Here is a 15,137-nt window from a genome sequence, read left to right as displayed (position 1 = left end):
GCAGACACGCTATACTCCCGCTCTTTTTTCCCGGAGCGACGTCATGTCCCTGCCCAGCCTTCGCCTCAAAGCCAACGCCGACCGCCGCCTGCGCGCCGGCCACCTGTGGGTCTACAGCAACGAAGTCGACGTCACCGCGACCCCGCTGCAAGGCTTTCAGGCCGGTCAGCAGGCCGTTCTCGAGGCAGCCAACGGCAAACCGCTGGGCATCGTCGCACTCAGCCCGAACAACCTGATCTGCGCCCGCCTGCTGTCGCGCGACATCAAGCTGCCGCTGGACAAGTCGCTGCTGGTACACCGCCTGAACGTCGCCCTGTCGCTGCGCGAGCGCCTGTTCGATCAACCATGCTACCGCCTGGTCTACGGCGATTCCGACCTGCTGCCGGGCCTGGTGGTCGACCGCTTCTTCGATATCCTCGTGGTGCAATTGGCCTCGGCCACCATGGAAGCGCACAAGGACGACGTGATCGCTGCCTTGGTGCAGGTGCTCAAGCCCAGCGGCATCCTGTTCAAGAACGACTCCGCTGCGCGTGATGCCGAAGGCTTGCAGCGCTATGTCGAGACCGTCTACGGCGAGGTGCCGGACTGGGTGCCGCTGGAAGAGAACGGCGTCAAGTTCGAAGCCCCGGTGCGTGAAGGCCAGAAGACCGGCTGGTTCTACGACCACCGCATGAACCGCGCGCGCCTGGCGCCGTACGTGAAGGGCAAGCGTGTACTCGACCTGTTCAGCTACATCGGTGGCTGGGGCGTGCAGGCCGGTGCCTTCGGCGCCAGCGAAGTATTCTGTGTCGATGCCTCGGGTTTTGCCCTGGATGGCGTGGAGCGTAACGCTGCACTGAACGGCATCAGCGAGAAGCTGACCTGCATCGAAGGCGACGTGTTCGAAGCCCTGCGCGAGCTCAAGGCTGCCGAAGAGCGCTTTGACGTGATCATTGCCGACCCACCCGCCTTCATCAAACGCAAGAAGGACCTGAAAAACGGCGAAGCGGCCTACCGCCGCCTGAACGAACAGGCCATGCGCATGCTGAACAAAGATGGCATTCTGGTCAGCGCTTCGTGCTCGATGCACTTGCCCGAGGACGACCTGAACAACATCCTGCTCACCAGCGCCCGCCACCTGGACCGCAACATGCAGCTGCTCGAGCGCGGTGGCCAAGGCCCGGACCATCCGGTACACCCGGCCATTGCAGAAACCCGCTACATCAAGAGCATCACCTGCCGGTTGCTGCCCAACAGTTAAGTAAGGATTCCGGGAATTCCGTTTAGTTTCCCGAAACGACGATTACGGCCTCGGCCTGCACAGCCGAGGCCCTTCCCATATTTCGTACAGCAGTGTCGATTAAGGGCCTACGCCTGGCATTTCTGCCAGTTGTCTTCGCCCCCTCACCGGATTCCAATAAGCCCAGCCACCCGGGAAAATTGGAGAAAACGGCAATGAGGAATAACCATCACCACCAAGGGCTGGAAGCCCCAACCATTAAAGAAGCCAACAGCGATAACTTCTTACCGTTTGAAACACTAAACCAAGGCATAACCATCCTGATTCCAGGGTCGAGCGTATTCCAGAAAGGCGACCACATCGTCATAAACGTGGGCCAGATAAGCAGCTTTATATTATTAGATTGTGAAGCGCCCGGGGAAACAATCGAACATTTCATATCCGGCGAACGGCTGAATGAGCAGCATGGGCGCCGCGTCACGTTAAATTACATAATCGTTAGAACTGGCAATACATCACCGACCACCACGTATGATTTCGGTGCAGAGCTCTATCATCCTGTTGCAAAAGACATCGTAGAAGGCGTGCTGCCTTGGGACGCTGTAAAAAATGGGTTCAGCGTTACGATACCCGTGTACCCTGGCGCCACACCATCCGATACCATTCGGCTGTTCTTTGTAGGGTCCCACCCTCTCGCCAGTGGGATACTTGAAGAACAATTCGGCGACGTGGGGCAACCACTCGAAATAGCCATTGGAAAAGAATTGACGTTCCCCACCAACGGCGGCGAAGTGCACATTATTTATCAAGTCGTCCGTGACGGCGAGGCACGCACTTCCCCCTCTGTCAGCTTCTGGAGCGAAGCTCAGGTATTGGCTCCGAACCCGACCCACATGTACGCGGAGGACGCCTACTCCCCCGCCCAGATGAGTGCTGTTGAGAGCAGCCCAGGGAAATATGCTTTTACCACAGCATTGAGCGCCGAGCTGATAGCGGGCGATGAAGTTTTTTTACTGGCCCTGAACAGTGCTTCGCGTAAAAATGAAATTGCTCACAAAAAAATAAGTGAGCCCACAGAAACGGTAGAGCACACGCTTTCAAAACCCAACCTTGATTACATGTCAAGTTTTAAACTAGTGGCACTGGTACGCACCCCAGCAGCCACCTGCTCATCTCACACGCGCTCAATCGTTATAAAAAGCGCTTAACACCGCATTCAGCTGCAGCTATGGGTTCGTGGCAAGCCGATAGCAGCTGGCCTTTCAAGGCAGCTTAAGGCTTGGAGTGCACTGCTTGTCAGCGCCACGGGGCGGGTTTCAGAACGGTCCTGCAAAAACGCCCATCGCGCGCCCGATGCCACCGCCCAGACACATCGCCATTCCCTCGCCGCGCCAGCGGTGTAGAATCGGGCTATTCATCGCCAGTCATCCCCGGCGGGTTTATGAGCTCTGGTCGAGCACGCGGCGATCCCGTGCTGTCTTCGGCCCCATCCGTGCCAGTGGCAACCGGCCTAAGGCGCATAGGAAAAGAGAAGCTCACTCCCCTTTTTGTGACCTGATTAAGCCGCCAGGAGTGCTTCATGCCTGATTATCGTTCCAAGACTTCCACCCAAGGCCGCAACATGGCCGGCGCCCGTGCCTTGTGGCGTGCCACCGGGATGAAAGACGAAGACTTCAAGAAACCGATCATCGCCATCGCCAACTCGTTCACCCAGTTCGTCCCGGGCCACGTGCACCTGAAGGACCTGGGCCAGCTGGTCGCCCGCGAGATCGAGCGCGCCGGTGGCGTGGCCAAGGAATTCAACACCATCGCGGTCGATGACGGCATCGCCATGGGCCACGACGGCATGCTGTACTCGCTGCCAAGCCGCGAGATCATTGCCGACGCCGTGGAATACATGGTCAACGCCCACTGCGCCGACGCCATCGTGTGCATCTCCAACTGCGACAAGATCACCCCCGGCATGCTGATGGCCGCCCTGCGCCTGAACATCCCGGTGATCTTCGTTTCCGGCGGCCCGATGGAAGCCGGCAAGACCAAGCTGGCCAGCCACGGCCTGGACCTGGTCGACGCCATGGTCATCGCCGCCGATGCCTCGGCCTCCGATGAAAAAGTCGCCGAATACGAGCGCAGTGCCTGCCCGACGTGCGGTTCGTGCTCCGGCATGTTCACCGCCAACTCGATGAACTGCCTGACCGAAGCCCTGGGCCTGGCCTTGCCGGGCAATGGCTCGACCCTGGCCACCCACGCCGACCGCGAGCAGCTGTTCCTCACTGCCGGCCGCACCATCGTCGAGCTGTGCAAGCGCTACTACGGCGAGAACGACGAGTCGGTGCTGCCCCGCAGCATCGCCAACTTCAAGGCGTTTGAAAACGCCATGATGCTCGACATCGCGATGGGTGGCTCGACCAACACCATCCTGCACCTGCTGGCCGCAGCCCAGGAAGGCGAAGTCGCGTTCGACCTGCGTGACATCGACCGCCTGTCGCGTAAAGTGCCGCAGTTGTGCAAAGTGGCGCCGAACATCCAGAAGTACCACATGGAAGACGTGCATCGCGCCGGCGGCATCTTCAGCATCCTCGGTTCGCTGGCCCGTGGCGGCCTGCTGCACACCGACCTGCCGACCGTGCACAGCCGCAGCATGGAAGAAGCCATCGCCAAATGGGACATCACCCAGACCGATGACGAAGCCGTGCACACCTTCTTCAAGGCCGGCCCTGCCGGTATCCCGACCCAGACCGCATTCAGCCAGTCGACCCGTTGGGAAACCCTTGATGACGACCGTGAAAACGGCTGCATCCGCAGCTTCGAGCACGCCTACTCGCAAGAAGGCGGGCTGGCCGTGCTGTACGGCAACATCGCGGTCGACGGTTGCGTGGTGAAAACCGCCGGTGTCGACGAGTCGATCCACGTGTTCGAGGGCAACGCCAAAATCTTCGAGAGCCAGGACAGCGCCGTGCGCGGCATCCTCGCCGACGAGGTGAAGGCCGGCGACATCGTGATCATCCGCTACGAAGGCCCGAAAGGCGGCCCGGGCATGCAGGAAATGCTGTACCCGACCTCGTACCTGAAGTCCAAAGGCCTGGGCAAGGCCTGCGCCCTGCTCACCGACGGCCGCTTCTCGGGCGGCACCTCGGGCCTGTCGATCGGCCACGCCTCGCCAGAAGCTGCTGCTGGCGGCGCCATCGGCCTGGTCCGTGATGGCGACAAGGTATTGATCGACATCCCTAACCGTTCGATCAACCTGCTGGTCAGCGACGAAGCGCTGGCCGAGCGCCGCATCGAGCAGGACAAGAAGGGCTGGAAACCCGCTGAAGTACGCCCACGCAAAGTAACCACCGCGCTGAAGGCCTACGCCCTGCTGGCGACCAGTGCCGACAAAGGTGCGGTGCGCAACAAGGCGATGCTCGAAGGGCTCTGAGGCTTTTCTAGCGTGAAAGAAGAACCGGCGCCTTGGGTGCCGGTTTTTTTATGCCTGTTCCGGCCTCTTCGCGGGCACGCCCGCGAAGAGGCCGGAACAGACAACGCAACAACTACTGGATTTGCTCCGGCGTCACGATCACCCAGTTCTTGTCCGCCGTCACCGGCAACCCTTCCTTGGCCTGCGCCGCCGCATTCCTGGTAATCATGCCGTTGAGCTGGTCCATGTACTTGGCCTTGCGGTTTATCCACAGGTGGATGCCACCTTTGCCCACATCCACCCCGTGGAACTGCATGTAGCCATCGCTGGTCGGCGTGTCGCCGCCCACCAGCACCGGCTTCTTCCATTCATCGATGTAGGTCAGGATGGCCGCCTGCTTGCCCGCCATCCAGGTAGCCGGGGTCCACAGATACGGGGTCAGCTCCAGCCCTTCATTGGCCTTGGCATCGTAATGGCCGGCACTGATCTGCTTGCGCGCCGTGGTCAGTTGGCCATTGCTGCGGTCCTTTAACAGCAGACTCACGCCAATCACGTTCTGCGGCTTCACGTTGTAGCCGTACTTGGGATCTGATGCGACCATGCGCACCAGTTCCTCGGAGGCAGCAGAAATCACATAGACCTCGATGCCGTTCTCCATCAGTTTGTTGTACAGCTCGGCCTGGCCCCTGAAGACCTTGGGGGGCTGTACTTCGATGCCCTTGACCTGGTCACCTTCGTAATAAGTGCTGGGGATGGGCTTGGTCGAAGCCATCAGCTCATCCACCTGCACCTTCAACTCCTTCAGGGTAAAACCGGAAAACACCTGGGCCACCCACGGGTAGCAGACCATATCGTCGACTTCGCACAACCGGTAGTAGTAGCTGAACAGGCTTTCCTTGTGCTCGGCAGTGTCCTTGAACGGCATCAGTTTCAGCGAAGGGTCGAGCTTGTCGCGGCTCAGCAGGCCTTTGTTTTCCATGAAGGGCAGCAAGGCTTCTTCCAGGTCATAACGGTAACTGGTGTTGTCCATGTCGAACACCGCGTAGTTACCTTTATTGGCATTGGCGGCGATCATGCTGTCGAGCTGCCTGGCCGCCTCGGCAGGCCAATGTTGGAGCTCGGTGGCGAAGGTTTCGATACTGAACAGCAGGGACAGGCCGATGGCGGCAGCTTTCACAGCGGATTTCATGTACGAATCTCCTGAAAGTGACCCAGAAACGCTAGTGCAACAATCACCCCTGGCAACCCTCGATAACGACCTCCAGACAGCCGTAAACGCCGTGTTCATTGCAATACGCGACACTTCGTTATTCCATAAACGACTATGCAAATTCCATTTGGGTATAAATTCGTTTGTTTTCAGGCTGTTAGCATTTCCGTTCGCAATCGCTCACAGAGGCGATGCCAATTCTGCCTTTTTCTGCTGGAGCTTCAATGAACCTGCCGCTGTCCCTAAACCTGCTGGCGTTCCTGGCCCTGTTGCTGGGCCTGGCACAAACCCGCCGCACCGACTGGAGCCTGGCCAAGAAGGTACTGCTGGGCCTGGTGCTGGGCGTCGTCTTCGGCCTGGCCCTGCACACGATCTACGGCGCTGGCCACCCCGTGCTCAAGGCCACCATCGCCTGGCTTGACCTGGTCGGCAACGGCTATGTGGGCCTGCTGCAGATGATTGTCATGCCGCTGATCTTCGCCTCGATCCTCAGCGCCGTGGCGCGCCTGCACAATGCCTCGTCGCTGGGCCGCATCAGCGTGCTGAGCATCGGCACCCTGCTGCTGACCACCGCCATTGCCGCGCTGATCGGCATCGTGCTGACCAACCTGTTCGGCCTGAGTGCCGAAGGCCTGGTGGCCGGTGTGCAGGAAAGCGCCCGCATGCAGGTTATCCACAGCGACTACGCTGGCAAGGTCGCCGACCTCAACATCCCGCAGCTGCTGCTGTCGTTCATCCCCAGCAACCCGGTGGGTGACCTGGCGCGGGCCAAGCCGACGTCGATCATCAGCGTGGTGATCTTCGCCGTGTTCGTCGGCCTGGCCGCGCTGCAGCTGATCAAGGACGATGCCGAGAAAGGCGAGCGCGCCCTGTCGGCCATCGACACCCTGCAAGCCTGGGTGATGCGCCTGGTGCGGGTGGTAATGAAACTGACCCCGTATGGCGTGCTGGCGTTGATGACCAAGGTGGTTGCCAGCTCGAACATGGAAGACATCCTCAAGCTGGGCAGCTTCGTGGTGGTGTCGTACCTGGGGCTGGGGCTGATGTTCGTGGTGCATGCCCTCATCCTGGCGGCGACCGGTGTGAGCCCGCTGCGCTTCTTCCGCAAGGTGTGGCCGGTGCTGACCTTCGCCTTCACCAGCCGCTCCAGCGCCGCCAGCATTCCGCTGAACATCGAAGCGCAAACCCGCCGCCTGGGTGTGCCGCAGTCGATTGCCAGCTTCAGCGCATCGTTCGGCACCACCATTGGCCAGAACGGCTGCGCTGGCCTCTATCCCGCCATGCTGGCGGTGATGGTGGCACCGGCGGTGGGCATCGATACCTTCGACCCGCTGTGGATCGCTACCCTGGTGGCCATCGTCACGCTGAGTTCTGCAGGGGTTGCCGGCGTGGGTGGCGGGGCCACCTTTGCCGCGCTGATCGTGCTCCCAGCCATGGGCTTGCCGGTGGAGCTGGTGGCGTTGCTGATTTCGGTGGAGCCGCTGATCGACATGGGCCGCACGGCGTTGAACGTCAATGGCTCGATGACCGCAGGCGTGGTGACCAGCCAACTGCTCAAGGAGACAGACAAGGATGTGCTGGCTGACGATGAGCACGCCGAGTTGAGCCACTCCTGAAACGGCTGGGGCCGCTAATGCGGCCCCAGAATCATCACACCTTGTTCCACACCTCGAAGTGATACGCAGGCTTGTCCGCCTCTGCCTGCGCTTCACTCGACGCCAGTTGCCACTCCCCTTTGTCGAACTCGGGGAACCACGCATCACCTTCCGGCTCAAGCTCCACCCGGGTCAGGTACATACGGCTCACCAAGCCTTTCTCCAGCGCCTGTGCATACAACTGCGCGCCGCCGATCAGCATCAGCTCATCCACGCCCTGCTCGCGTGCCCACTGCCCGGCGCGCACAATCGCGTCTTCCAGCGAGGCGAAAACCTCGGCACCCGCCAATTCCAGGCCCGGTTGGCGGCTGACCACGATATTCAAACGCCCCGGCAGCGGTCGGCCCAGGGAGTCCCAGGTCTTGCGGCCCATGATGATCGGCTTGCCCAGGGTGGTGGCCTTGAAGTACTTGAAATCCCCCGGCAAATGCCAGGGCATGGAATTGTCGATGCCGATCACGCGGTTCTCGGCGAGCGCCGCAATCAGGCTGAGGGGGAGTGAAGTCGTCATGCAGCGAGGATAGCAAACCCGCGGTGGGTTATGCTTCTGCCCTGAACCGTGCAATGGAAGACCTTGTGACTGGACCGACTCCACTGGACAAGCGCTGGCTCACCGAAGCGGTACGCCTGCGCGAGGAACACGCCGGCCCCCTGGAGGACCAGGAAGCCAACCGTCGCGCCCGCCAATTGGGCGGCGACCTGGCGGCCCGCATCGAAACCCGTGCACTGTTCCTGGCCGAACGCGATGGCATGAGCACCGCCCTGCGCCACTGGAAGCAAGGCGCGCGCCTGGCGCTGCTGGCCTTGCTGCTGATGGCCGTGCTCAGCGGCGCGGGCCTGGCCCTGGCCGCCCTGGGCGACGGGCAGCGGCCGGTGAACGTGTTCTGGGCCCTGGGCAGCCTGCTCGGGCTGAACCTGCTGATGCTGCTGGGCTGGGCCATCGGTTTTGCCGTAAGCGGCGAGCATGGCGCAGGGCTGGGCCGCTTGTGGCTATGGCTGAGTGAACGCTTTGCCCGCGATGCCAAGGCCGCACACCTGGCACCTGCGCTGCTGGTGCTGCTGCAACGCCAACGCCTGAACCGCTGGCTGCTCGGCCTGCTGGTGCATGGCCTGTGGCTGCTGGCCATGCTCACCGCCCTGGGCATGCTGCTGGCCTTGCTGGCGACCCGGCGCTATGGTTTTGTCTGGGAAACCACGCTGCTTGCCGCCGACCCGTTCATCCACCTGACCCAAGCCCTGGGCGCCCTGCCTTCGCTGCTGGGCTTTGCCGTGCCTGACGAAGCCATGATCCGCGCCAGCGGCGACACCTTGCCGGCCCTGGAGCAAGCCCGACAGGCCTGGGCCAGCTGGTTGCTGGGGGTGGTGCTGGTGTATGGCCTGTTACCACGCCTGGTACTGGCTGCATTGTGCCTGTGGCGCTGGCGCCAAGGCCGCGAGCGCCTGGCACTGGACTTGAGCCTGCCCGGCTACGCGCAACTGCGTGATGCACTGATGCCGCGCAGCGAACGCATCGGCGTGCAGGATGCCGCGCCCGAGGCCCTGCCACAGTTTGCCGCCGGCCAGCTGGAAAGCGGCAGCAGCGGTGCCCTGCTGGTGGGCCTGGAACTGGACGACCAGCGCCCCTGGCCGCCCGCCCTGCCGAACAGCGTGATCGATGCTGGCGTGCTCGACAGCCGCGAATCGCGCAACAGGCTGCTCGAACAACTCAGCCGCTTCCCCCCGGCACGCCTGGCCATCGCCTGCGACCCCCGGCGCTCACCCGACCGCGGCAGCCTGGCGTTGCTCGCCGAACTGGCGCGCAATGCCGGCGCAACCCGTATCTGGCTACTGCAGTCCGCACCCGGCCAGGCTGTTGATGCCCAGCGCCTGGGCGATTGGCACGAAGCCCTCGACCGCCTTGGCCTGCAGCACGCCGACACCTCACCACTGATCTGGCTGGAGCATGGCCATGACTGAGCCACTGAAACTGGCCGTGGTCGGCCATACCAACGTCGGCAAGACCTCGCTGCTGCGCACGCTGACCCGCGACGTAGGCTTTGGCGAAGTGTCCCACCGCCCCAGCACCACCCGCCATGTAGAAGGTGCGCGCTTGTCGGTGGACGGCGAACCCTTGCTGGAGTTGTACGACACCCCGGGCCTGGAGGACGCCATTGCCCTGCTCGACTACCTGGAGCGGCTGGAGCGCCCGGGCGAGCGCCTGGACGGCCCGGCACGTCTGGAGCGCTTTCTGCAAGGCAGCGAGGCGCGCCAGCGCTTCGAGCAGGAGGCCAAGGTGCTGCGCCAGTTGCTGGCCAGCAATGCCGGCCTGTACGTGATCGACGCGCGCGAGCCGGTGCTGGCCAAATACCGCGACGAACTGGAAGTGCTGGCCAGCTGCGGCAAGCCGTTGCTGCCGGTGCTCAACTTCGTCGCCAGCCATCAGCACCGCGAGCCGCAATGGCGTGAAGCCCTTGCCCGGCTTGGGCTTCACGCGTTGGTGCGGTTCGACAGCGTGGCCCCGCCCGAGGATGGCGAGCGCCGCTTATATGAAAGCCTGGCCCTGCTGCTGGAGGATGCTCGCCCGGCCCTGCAGCGGCTGATCGACGACCAGCAGGCACAGCGCCTGGCCCGCCAGCACAGTGGCAAGCGGCTGATTGCCGAGTTGCTGCTGGACTGCGCCGCCTGCCGGCGTAGCGTCGAGGCCGAGCCAGCGGCCGAAGCCAAGGCCATAGAGGCCCTGCGCCAGGACATACGCCAACGTGAACAGCGTTGCGTCGAAGCCCTGCTCAAGCTGTATGCCTTCCGCCGCGAGGATGCCCATGCCAGCGACCTGCCGTTGCTCGATGGCCGCTGGGGCGATGACCTGTTCAATCCTGAAACCCTGAAGCTGCTGGGCGTGCGCCTGGGCAGCGGCGTGGCGGCCGGCGCTGCAGCCGGGGCCGGCGTCGATCTGCTGGTCGGCGGGCTTACCCTCGGCGCGGCAGCGCTGGCCGGGGCGATTGCCGGCGGTGCGCTGCAGACGGCGCGTAACTATGGCTCACGGTTGATGGGCAAGCTCAAGGGCAAACGCGAGCTGACCGTGGACGACACGGTATTGCGCCTGCTGGCTTTGCGTCAGCAGCAGTTGATGGTGGCGCTGGATAACCGCGGGCATGCGGCGCAAGACAGCATCAGGCTGGGTGAGCTGGATGAGAAGGCATGGCGCGAGGGCAAGTTGCCAGAAGCACTGGTGAAGGCGCGGGCGCACCCACAGTGGTCCACCCTCAACCCCGGGGCGAAGCTGAATCAGGCTGAGCGGCAGGAACAGTTGGAGGCGTTGGTTTCACAGATCTGAGCCCGCAGGGTCTGGCCTCCTCGCGGGCAAGCTCGCTTCCACAGGGATAGCGCAGTTTTTTAGGCGTGTGCGGTCTCTGTGGGAGATTCTATGGTTTCTGGCAAATTGCATTAGGGCCGCCAGGCGCTTGCCTATGCATTTCCATCGCCTGTGAGATCGAGCGCCGCCCGCGCGGCGCTTCGCGGGGCAAGCCCGCTCCCACATTCGTTGCAACGTGCCAAACCTGTCAGGCCATAGTTGTAAGCCTTGATGGCTTGACCCGATTACTTGGCTGCCGCCGCCGCCGCCCCGCCCTGTTTCAAGACATGCACCAAGGCTGACAACGCCGCTTCCACAGGCATGGCCACGTTGCAACAAATGTGGGAGCGGGCTTGCCCCGCGAAGCGCCGCGCGGGCGGCGCTCGATCTTGCAGGCGCCACACCACGCAAGCCATACCCCTGCCAGCCCTCACTCAATCACTGCTGGGCCACCTTCTCCGACTTGCCGTCGTAGCGCTTGCGCCACTCGGCCAGAATCTGGTCACGGTTCTTCGATGCCCAGGCAAAGTCGTTCTTGATCAGGCGCTGTTCATAGTCCGCCGGTAGCTCGGTCTGTGGCTTGGCAATACCCGGCGCGGCCAGCACGGCGAAGTTTTCCTTGTACAGCTCCATCGCCGCCGGGCTGGCCGAGAAATCAGCCAGGCGCTTGGCCGCATCCGCCTTGGGCGAGCCTTTGATCACAGCAGTCGCCTCGATCTCCCAGCCCAGGCCTTCCTTCGGCAACACGATGTCCAGCGGCGCGCCCTGGCGCTTCAGTTGCACAGCCGGGTATTCGAACGAGATACCGATCGGGAACTCGCCCGCAGCCGCCAGCTTGCACGGCTTGGAGCCGGAGTGAACATACTGGCCGATATTCTGGTGCAGTGCGTCCATGTAGGCCCAGCCTTGCGGCTCACCAAAGGTCTGCAACCAGGCACTCACATCAAGGAAGCCGGTACCCGACGAGGCCGGGTTCGGCATGACGATCTTGCCCTTGTACTCCGGCTTGGTCAGGTCCTGCCAGCTCACCGGCTTGCTCAGGCCCTGCTTCTCGGCCTCGATGGTATTAAAGCAGATGGTTGCGGCCCACACGTCCATGCCCACCCACGCCGGCGGGTTGGCAGCGTCCCGGTAGTTGCCGGAGATCTTGCCCAGGTCCTTGGGTGCGTAGGCTTCAAGCATGCCGTTCTGGTCGAGAATGGCCAGGCTGGACGCTGCCAGGCCCCATACCGCGTCGGCTTGCGGGCGGTCTTTCTCGGCCAGCAGCTTGGCAGTGATGATGCCGGTGGAATCGCGTACCCACTTGATCTCGATGTCCGGGTTGGCCTTCTCGAAGGCCTGCTTGTAGCTCTTCAACTGCTCGGCTTCCAGTGCGGTGTAGACCGTCAGCTGGGTACCGGCGGCCGAAGCCTGCAGGCTGAACACGGTGCAAACAGCAGCGGCAAGTGCAAGGTGCTTGTACATGGATAGGTTCCTTACAGGTCAGACGGTCGCGGCGCGTTGGCGCCAGGCTTGGGAGCGGCGCAGCAGGCCGCGTGAGGCTGCGGCCAGCAGCAGTGAAGCGCCGGCACTGGTCAGCAGGATCAGGGTGGACATGGCAGCAGCACCGCCAACGTTGCCGGCATCGTCCATATTCAGCACGGCAACGGCAGCCAGGATGGTGTCGGGGCTGTACAGGAAGATCGCCGCAGACACCGTGGTCATCGCCGAAACGAACAGGTAGCGGATGATGTCCAGCAGCGCTGGCAGGCAGATCGGCACTGTGACCCGCACGAAGTGCTTGTACAGCGGCGCCTTCAACGAGAGCGCCGCGGCCTCGAACTCGCCATCAAGCTGGCGCAGCGCGGTGGTTGCGGTCATCTGCGCGGTGGTCAGGTAATGGGCGATGGTGCACACCACCAACAGCCCCATGCTGCCGTACAGCACATGCAGCGGGTTGCCGTTCAGGTTGAAGAAGAAGACGTAGCCCAGGCCCAGCACCAGGCCCGGCACGGCCATGGGGATAAAGCTGAGCAGGCGCAGCACCTGGTTGAGCAGGCGCTGCCCTTGGGTCTTCTCCATCAGGTAGGCACCGGTGAAAATCACGATGCTGCCGATCAGCGCGGTGCCGATGGCCATGGTCACGCTGTTGCGGTAGGCCAGCCAGCCGCCACCGGCGGTGTCTTCGAACATGTAGTGACGCAGCGACAATGACAGGTTGTATGGCCAGAAAGTGACCAGCGACGAATACACCGCCATGCCGATCACCAGCAGCAATGCCGCACACACCAGCAGCACGAGGGCCAGGAAGCAGGCATCGCGGCCACGCGATGGCTTGGGTTCGAACACCTGGGCGCGGCCGCTCATGGCGTCGCCCTGGCGCCGGCGCAGCCAGGCGTCGACGCTGAAGCTGAACAGGGCCGGCAACAGCAGCACCATGCCGATTAGCGCACCACGGCCGAACTGTTGCTGGCCGACCACCGCCTTGTAGGCCTCCAGCGCCAGCACCTGATAGTCGCCACCGACCACCACCGGCACACCGAAGTCGGTGATGGTCAGGGTGAACACCAGGCAGAACGCCGCAAACACCGCCTGGCGCGTGGCCGGCCAGGTGATGCTGGTGAACGCCCGACCTGGGCCGGCGCCCATGCTGGAGGCAGCATCGAATAGCCGAGCATCGGCCAGCGACAGCGCCGACAGCAGGATCATCAGCGCATGCGGGAAGGTGTAGATGGCCTCCCCCAGCACGATGCCCCAGAAGCCGTAGATGTTGTCGCTGAGCAACCCGCGTAGCAGCCCTTGGTTACCGAACAGGTAGACCAAAGCGATGGCCGGCAGCATCGACGGGGCAAGCAGCGGCAGCAGCGAAATCCCCCGCCACAGGCCCTTGGCCGGGATCAGCGTACGTTGCAGGGCATAGGCAAACAGGTAGGCCAGCGGCACCACAATGGCCGCGACGGTGAAAGCCACCGACAGGCTGTTGCCCAGCAACCAGTGGAAGTTGTCGCTGGCGAACAGCTCCCTGGCTGCCAGCAAGCCGCCACCCTGGCCCGCGTCCGCGCTGAAGCCACGCCAGAAGATCGCCAGCAGCGGCATCAGCACGGCCAGCACCAACAGGATCAGCAGCAGGCTCTTGCCGCCGACGACGAACAACCGGTCGCCCAAGGCAACGCCAGCACGCGGCGCGGCTTTGGCCTGGCTCAGCGGTAAGGACATTGGCGCGGCCATCTCAGGCAAACACCTGCAGGCTCTGCGGTGGCAATGCCACCCAGATGTCCTGCGAACCCAGGCGCGGCATGGCCTCGGGGGCCAGCTCGGCCAGCAGGGCATGGCCTGGCAGGGCCTTGAGTTCAAAACTCATGCGGCAGCGGTTACCGAGAAAGGTGATTTCGCGGACCATAGCCGGGAACAGGTTTTCTTCGTGTACCACCGGGTTGACCGTGATCGCCTCCGGGCGACAGAACAGCCGGCCGCTGCTGGCCTGGGCCGACCCCGGCGCCAGGCGCATGTTCATGCCGCCAACCTGGGCATGGCTGTCGCCGCTGCGCTGGAATGGCAGCCAGTTGCCCTGGCCGACGAACTCGGCAACGAACGGCGTGGCCGGCTGGTCGTAGATTTCCTGCGGGGTGGCGTACTGCTCGACCTGGCCGTTGTTCATCACCGCAATGCGGTCGGCCATCAGCATGGCTTCGTCCTGGTTGTGGGTCACCATCAAGGTGGTGATGCCCAGCTGGCGTTGCAGCTGGCGCAGCTCGGTGCACAGGTGCTCGCGCACCCGGGCGTCCAGCGCCGACATCGGCTCATCGAGCAGTAGCAGGGATGGCGACGGCGCCAGCGCACGGGCCAGGGCCACACGTTGCTGCTGGCCACCAGAGAGCTGGCCAGGGTATTTCTTCTCGCTGCCAGAAAGGCCTACCAGTTCGAGCATTTCAGCCACCCGCTGGCGGGCCTGCTCGCGGCCACTGCCGGTCAGGCCGTAGCCGATGTTGGCTTCGACGGTCAGGTTGGGGAACAGCGCGTAGGACTGGAACAGGATGCCGTAGTCACGGGCCTGGGGCGGCAGCTCGGAGATATCGCGCTCGCCGATATACAGCGTGCCGCGGTCCTGGCGCTCCAGGCCGGCGATGCAGCGCAACAGCGTGGTCTTGCCACAGCCGGACGGGCCGAGCAGGCACACCAGTTCGCCGGCGGCGATGTCCAGCGAGACATCGTTGAGCGCCGTAAAGGCACCGAAGCGCTTGTGGATGTTGCGCACTTTCATCTGTGCGCCGGGGGTGGTGTGGTTCATGGCAGGGCCTCATCGAAGAGATGGGGCCATGCTAGGAAGGCTGTGCGAAGGTTCT

11 protein-coding genes are annotated in these 15,137 nt (G+C 63.1%); 6 read left to right on the top strand and 5 right to left on the bottom strand.

Features of this window, described 5'->3' with window-relative positions:
• The first annotated feature begins 43 nt into the window (after positions 1-43).
• From ACK1VC_RS00090 to ilvD, 3 genes are all read left to right on the top strand, one after another.
• Positions 44-1,240 (top strand): class I SAM-dependent rRNA methyltransferase, encoded by a 1,197-nt coding sequence (locus tag ACK1VC_RS00090; protein ID WP_016489666.1) that lies wholly within the window; start codon positions 44-46, stop codon positions 1,238-1,240.
• 194 nt (positions 1,241-1,434) lie between these two features.
• A complete protein-coding gene (locus ACK1VC_RS00085) occupies positions 1,435-2,427 on the top strand; it encodes a hypothetical protein (protein ID WP_145913570.1) in 993 nt (330 codons plus the stop codon).
• A gap of 371 nt (positions 2,428-2,798) precedes the next feature.
• The gene (gene ilvD, locus ACK1VC_RS00080) at positions 2,799-4,640 is read left to right on the top strand and encodes a dihydroxy-acid dehydratase (RefSeq protein ID WP_016489668.1); all 1,842 of its coding nucleotides are present in this window, start codon (positions 2,799-2,801) and stop codon (positions 4,638-4,640) included.
• Between the two features lie 112 nt (positions 4,641-4,752).
• On the opposite strand, the gene ACK1VC_RS00075 is transcribed toward ilvD, so the two are convergent.
• Entirely contained in the window at positions 4,753-5,808 is a 1,056-nt protein-coding gene (locus ACK1VC_RS00075) for a haloacid dehalogenase-like hydrolase (RefSeq protein WP_191087079.1), read from the bottom strand.
• Between the two features lie 245 nt (positions 5,809-6,053).
• Between ACK1VC_RS00075 and ACK1VC_RS00070 the strand changes: the two genes are divergently transcribed.
• Entirely contained in the window at positions 6,054-7,445 is a 1,392-nt protein-coding gene (locus ACK1VC_RS00070; RefSeq protein WP_023048385.1) for an L-cystine transporter, read from the top strand.
• A 34-nt stretch (positions 7,446-7,479) separates the two neighbouring features.
• Here ACK1VC_RS00070 and ACK1VC_RS00065 read toward each other — a convergent pair whose 3' ends face one another.
• Positions 7,480-7,995 carry a dihydrofolate reductase gene (locus tag ACK1VC_RS00065; RefSeq protein WP_016489671.1) on the bottom strand — a complete coding sequence of 172 codons (516 nt, stop codon included), beginning with the start codon at positions 7,993-7,995 and terminating at the stop codon, positions 7,480-7,482.
• A gap of 53 nt (positions 7,996-8,048) precedes the next feature.
• Here ACK1VC_RS00065 and ACK1VC_RS00060 point away from each other — a divergent pair, with 53 nt between their 5' ends.
• Both ACK1VC_RS00060 and ACK1VC_RS00055 read left to right on the top strand, forming a co-directional pair.
• Positions 8,049-9,440 carry a DUF2868 domain-containing protein gene (locus tag ACK1VC_RS00060; RefSeq protein WP_191087080.1) on the top strand — a complete coding sequence of 464 codons (1,392 nt, stop codon included), beginning with the start codon at positions 8,049-8,051 and terminating at the stop codon, positions 9,438-9,440.
• Positions 9,433-10,797, top strand: coding sequence for a GTPase/DUF3482 domain-containing protein (locus ACK1VC_RS00055; protein WP_060516944.1), 1,365 nt, complete (start codon positions 9,433-9,435; stop codon positions 10,795-10,797). Before ACK1VC_RS00060 ends, ACK1VC_RS00055 begins: the two co-directional genes overlap by 8 nt.
• Before the next feature lie 456 nt (positions 10,798-11,253).
• On the opposite strand, the gene ACK1VC_RS00050 is transcribed toward ACK1VC_RS00055, so the two are convergent.
• The 3 genes from ACK1VC_RS00050 to ACK1VC_RS00040 are packed head-to-tail and all read right to left on the bottom strand — an operon-like array spanning position 11,254 to position 15,082.
• Positions 11,254-12,279: a putative 2-aminoethylphosphonate ABC transporter substrate-binding protein gene (locus ACK1VC_RS00050; protein WP_016489674.1), complete on the bottom strand. Its 1,026-nt coding sequence runs from the start codon at positions 12,277-12,279 to the stop codon at positions 11,254-11,256.
• A gap of 18 nt (positions 12,280-12,297) precedes the next feature.
• Positions 12,298-14,022 (bottom strand): putative 2-aminoethylphosphonate ABC transporter permease subunit, encoded by a 1,725-nt coding sequence (locus ACK1VC_RS00045; protein ID WP_191087081.1) that lies wholly within the window; start codon positions 14,020-14,022, stop codon positions 12,298-12,300.
• A 1-nt stretch (position 14,023) separates the two neighbouring features.
• On the bottom strand, positions 14,024-15,082 hold the full coding sequence (locus tag ACK1VC_RS00040) for a putative 2-aminoethylphosphonate ABC transporter ATP-binding protein (RefSeq protein ID WP_197884376.1): 1,059 nt from the start codon (positions 15,080-15,082) through the stop codon (positions 14,024-14,026).
• Positions 15,083-15,137: the final 55 nt, after the last annotated feature.

It is taken from the genome of Pseudomonas sp. XP2, from assembly GCF_053557975.1.
This window is presented reverse-complemented; position numbering and strand designations above follow the sequence as displayed.

Coding starts and splice junctions, on each gene's coding strand:
- ACK1VC_RS00090 (WP_016489666.1), top strand. CDS start 44: ATGTCCCTGCCCAGCCTTCGCCTCAAAGCCAACGCCGACCGCCGCCTG.
- ACK1VC_RS00085 (WP_145913570.1), top strand. CDS start 1,435: ATGAGGAATAACCATCACCACCAAGGGCTGGAAGCCCCAACCATTAAA.
- ilvD (WP_016489668.1), top strand. CDS start 2,799: ATGCCTGATTATCGTTCCAAGACTTCCACCCAAGGCCGCAACATGGCC.
- ACK1VC_RS00075 (WP_191087079.1), bottom strand. CDS start 5,808: ATGAAATCCGCTGTGAAAGCTGCCGCCATCGGCCTGTCCCTGCTGTTC.
- ACK1VC_RS00070 (WP_023048385.1), top strand. CDS start 6,054: ATGAACCTGCCGCTGTCCCTAAACCTGCTGGCGTTCCTGGCCCTGTTG.
- ACK1VC_RS00065 (WP_016489671.1), bottom strand. CDS start 7,995: ATGACGACTTCACTCCCCCTCAGCCTGATTGCGGCGCTCGCCGAGAAC.
- ACK1VC_RS00060 (WP_191087080.1), top strand. CDS start 8,049: ATGGAAGACCTTGTGACTGGACCGACTCCACTGGACAAGCGCTGGCTC.
- ACK1VC_RS00055 (WP_060516944.1), top strand. CDS start 9,433: ATGACTGAGCCACTGAAACTGGCCGTGGTCGGCCATACCAACGTCGGC.
- ACK1VC_RS00050 (WP_016489674.1), bottom strand. CDS start 12,279: ATGTACAAGCACCTTGCACTTGCCGCTGCTGTTTGCACCGTGTTCAGC.
- ACK1VC_RS00045 (WP_191087081.1), bottom strand. CDS start 14,022: ATGGCCGCGCCAATGTCCTTACCGCTGAGCCAGGCCAAAGCCGCGCCG.
- ACK1VC_RS00040 (WP_197884376.1), bottom strand. CDS start 15,082: ATGAACCACACCACCCCCGGCGCACAGATGAAAGTGCGCAACATCCAC.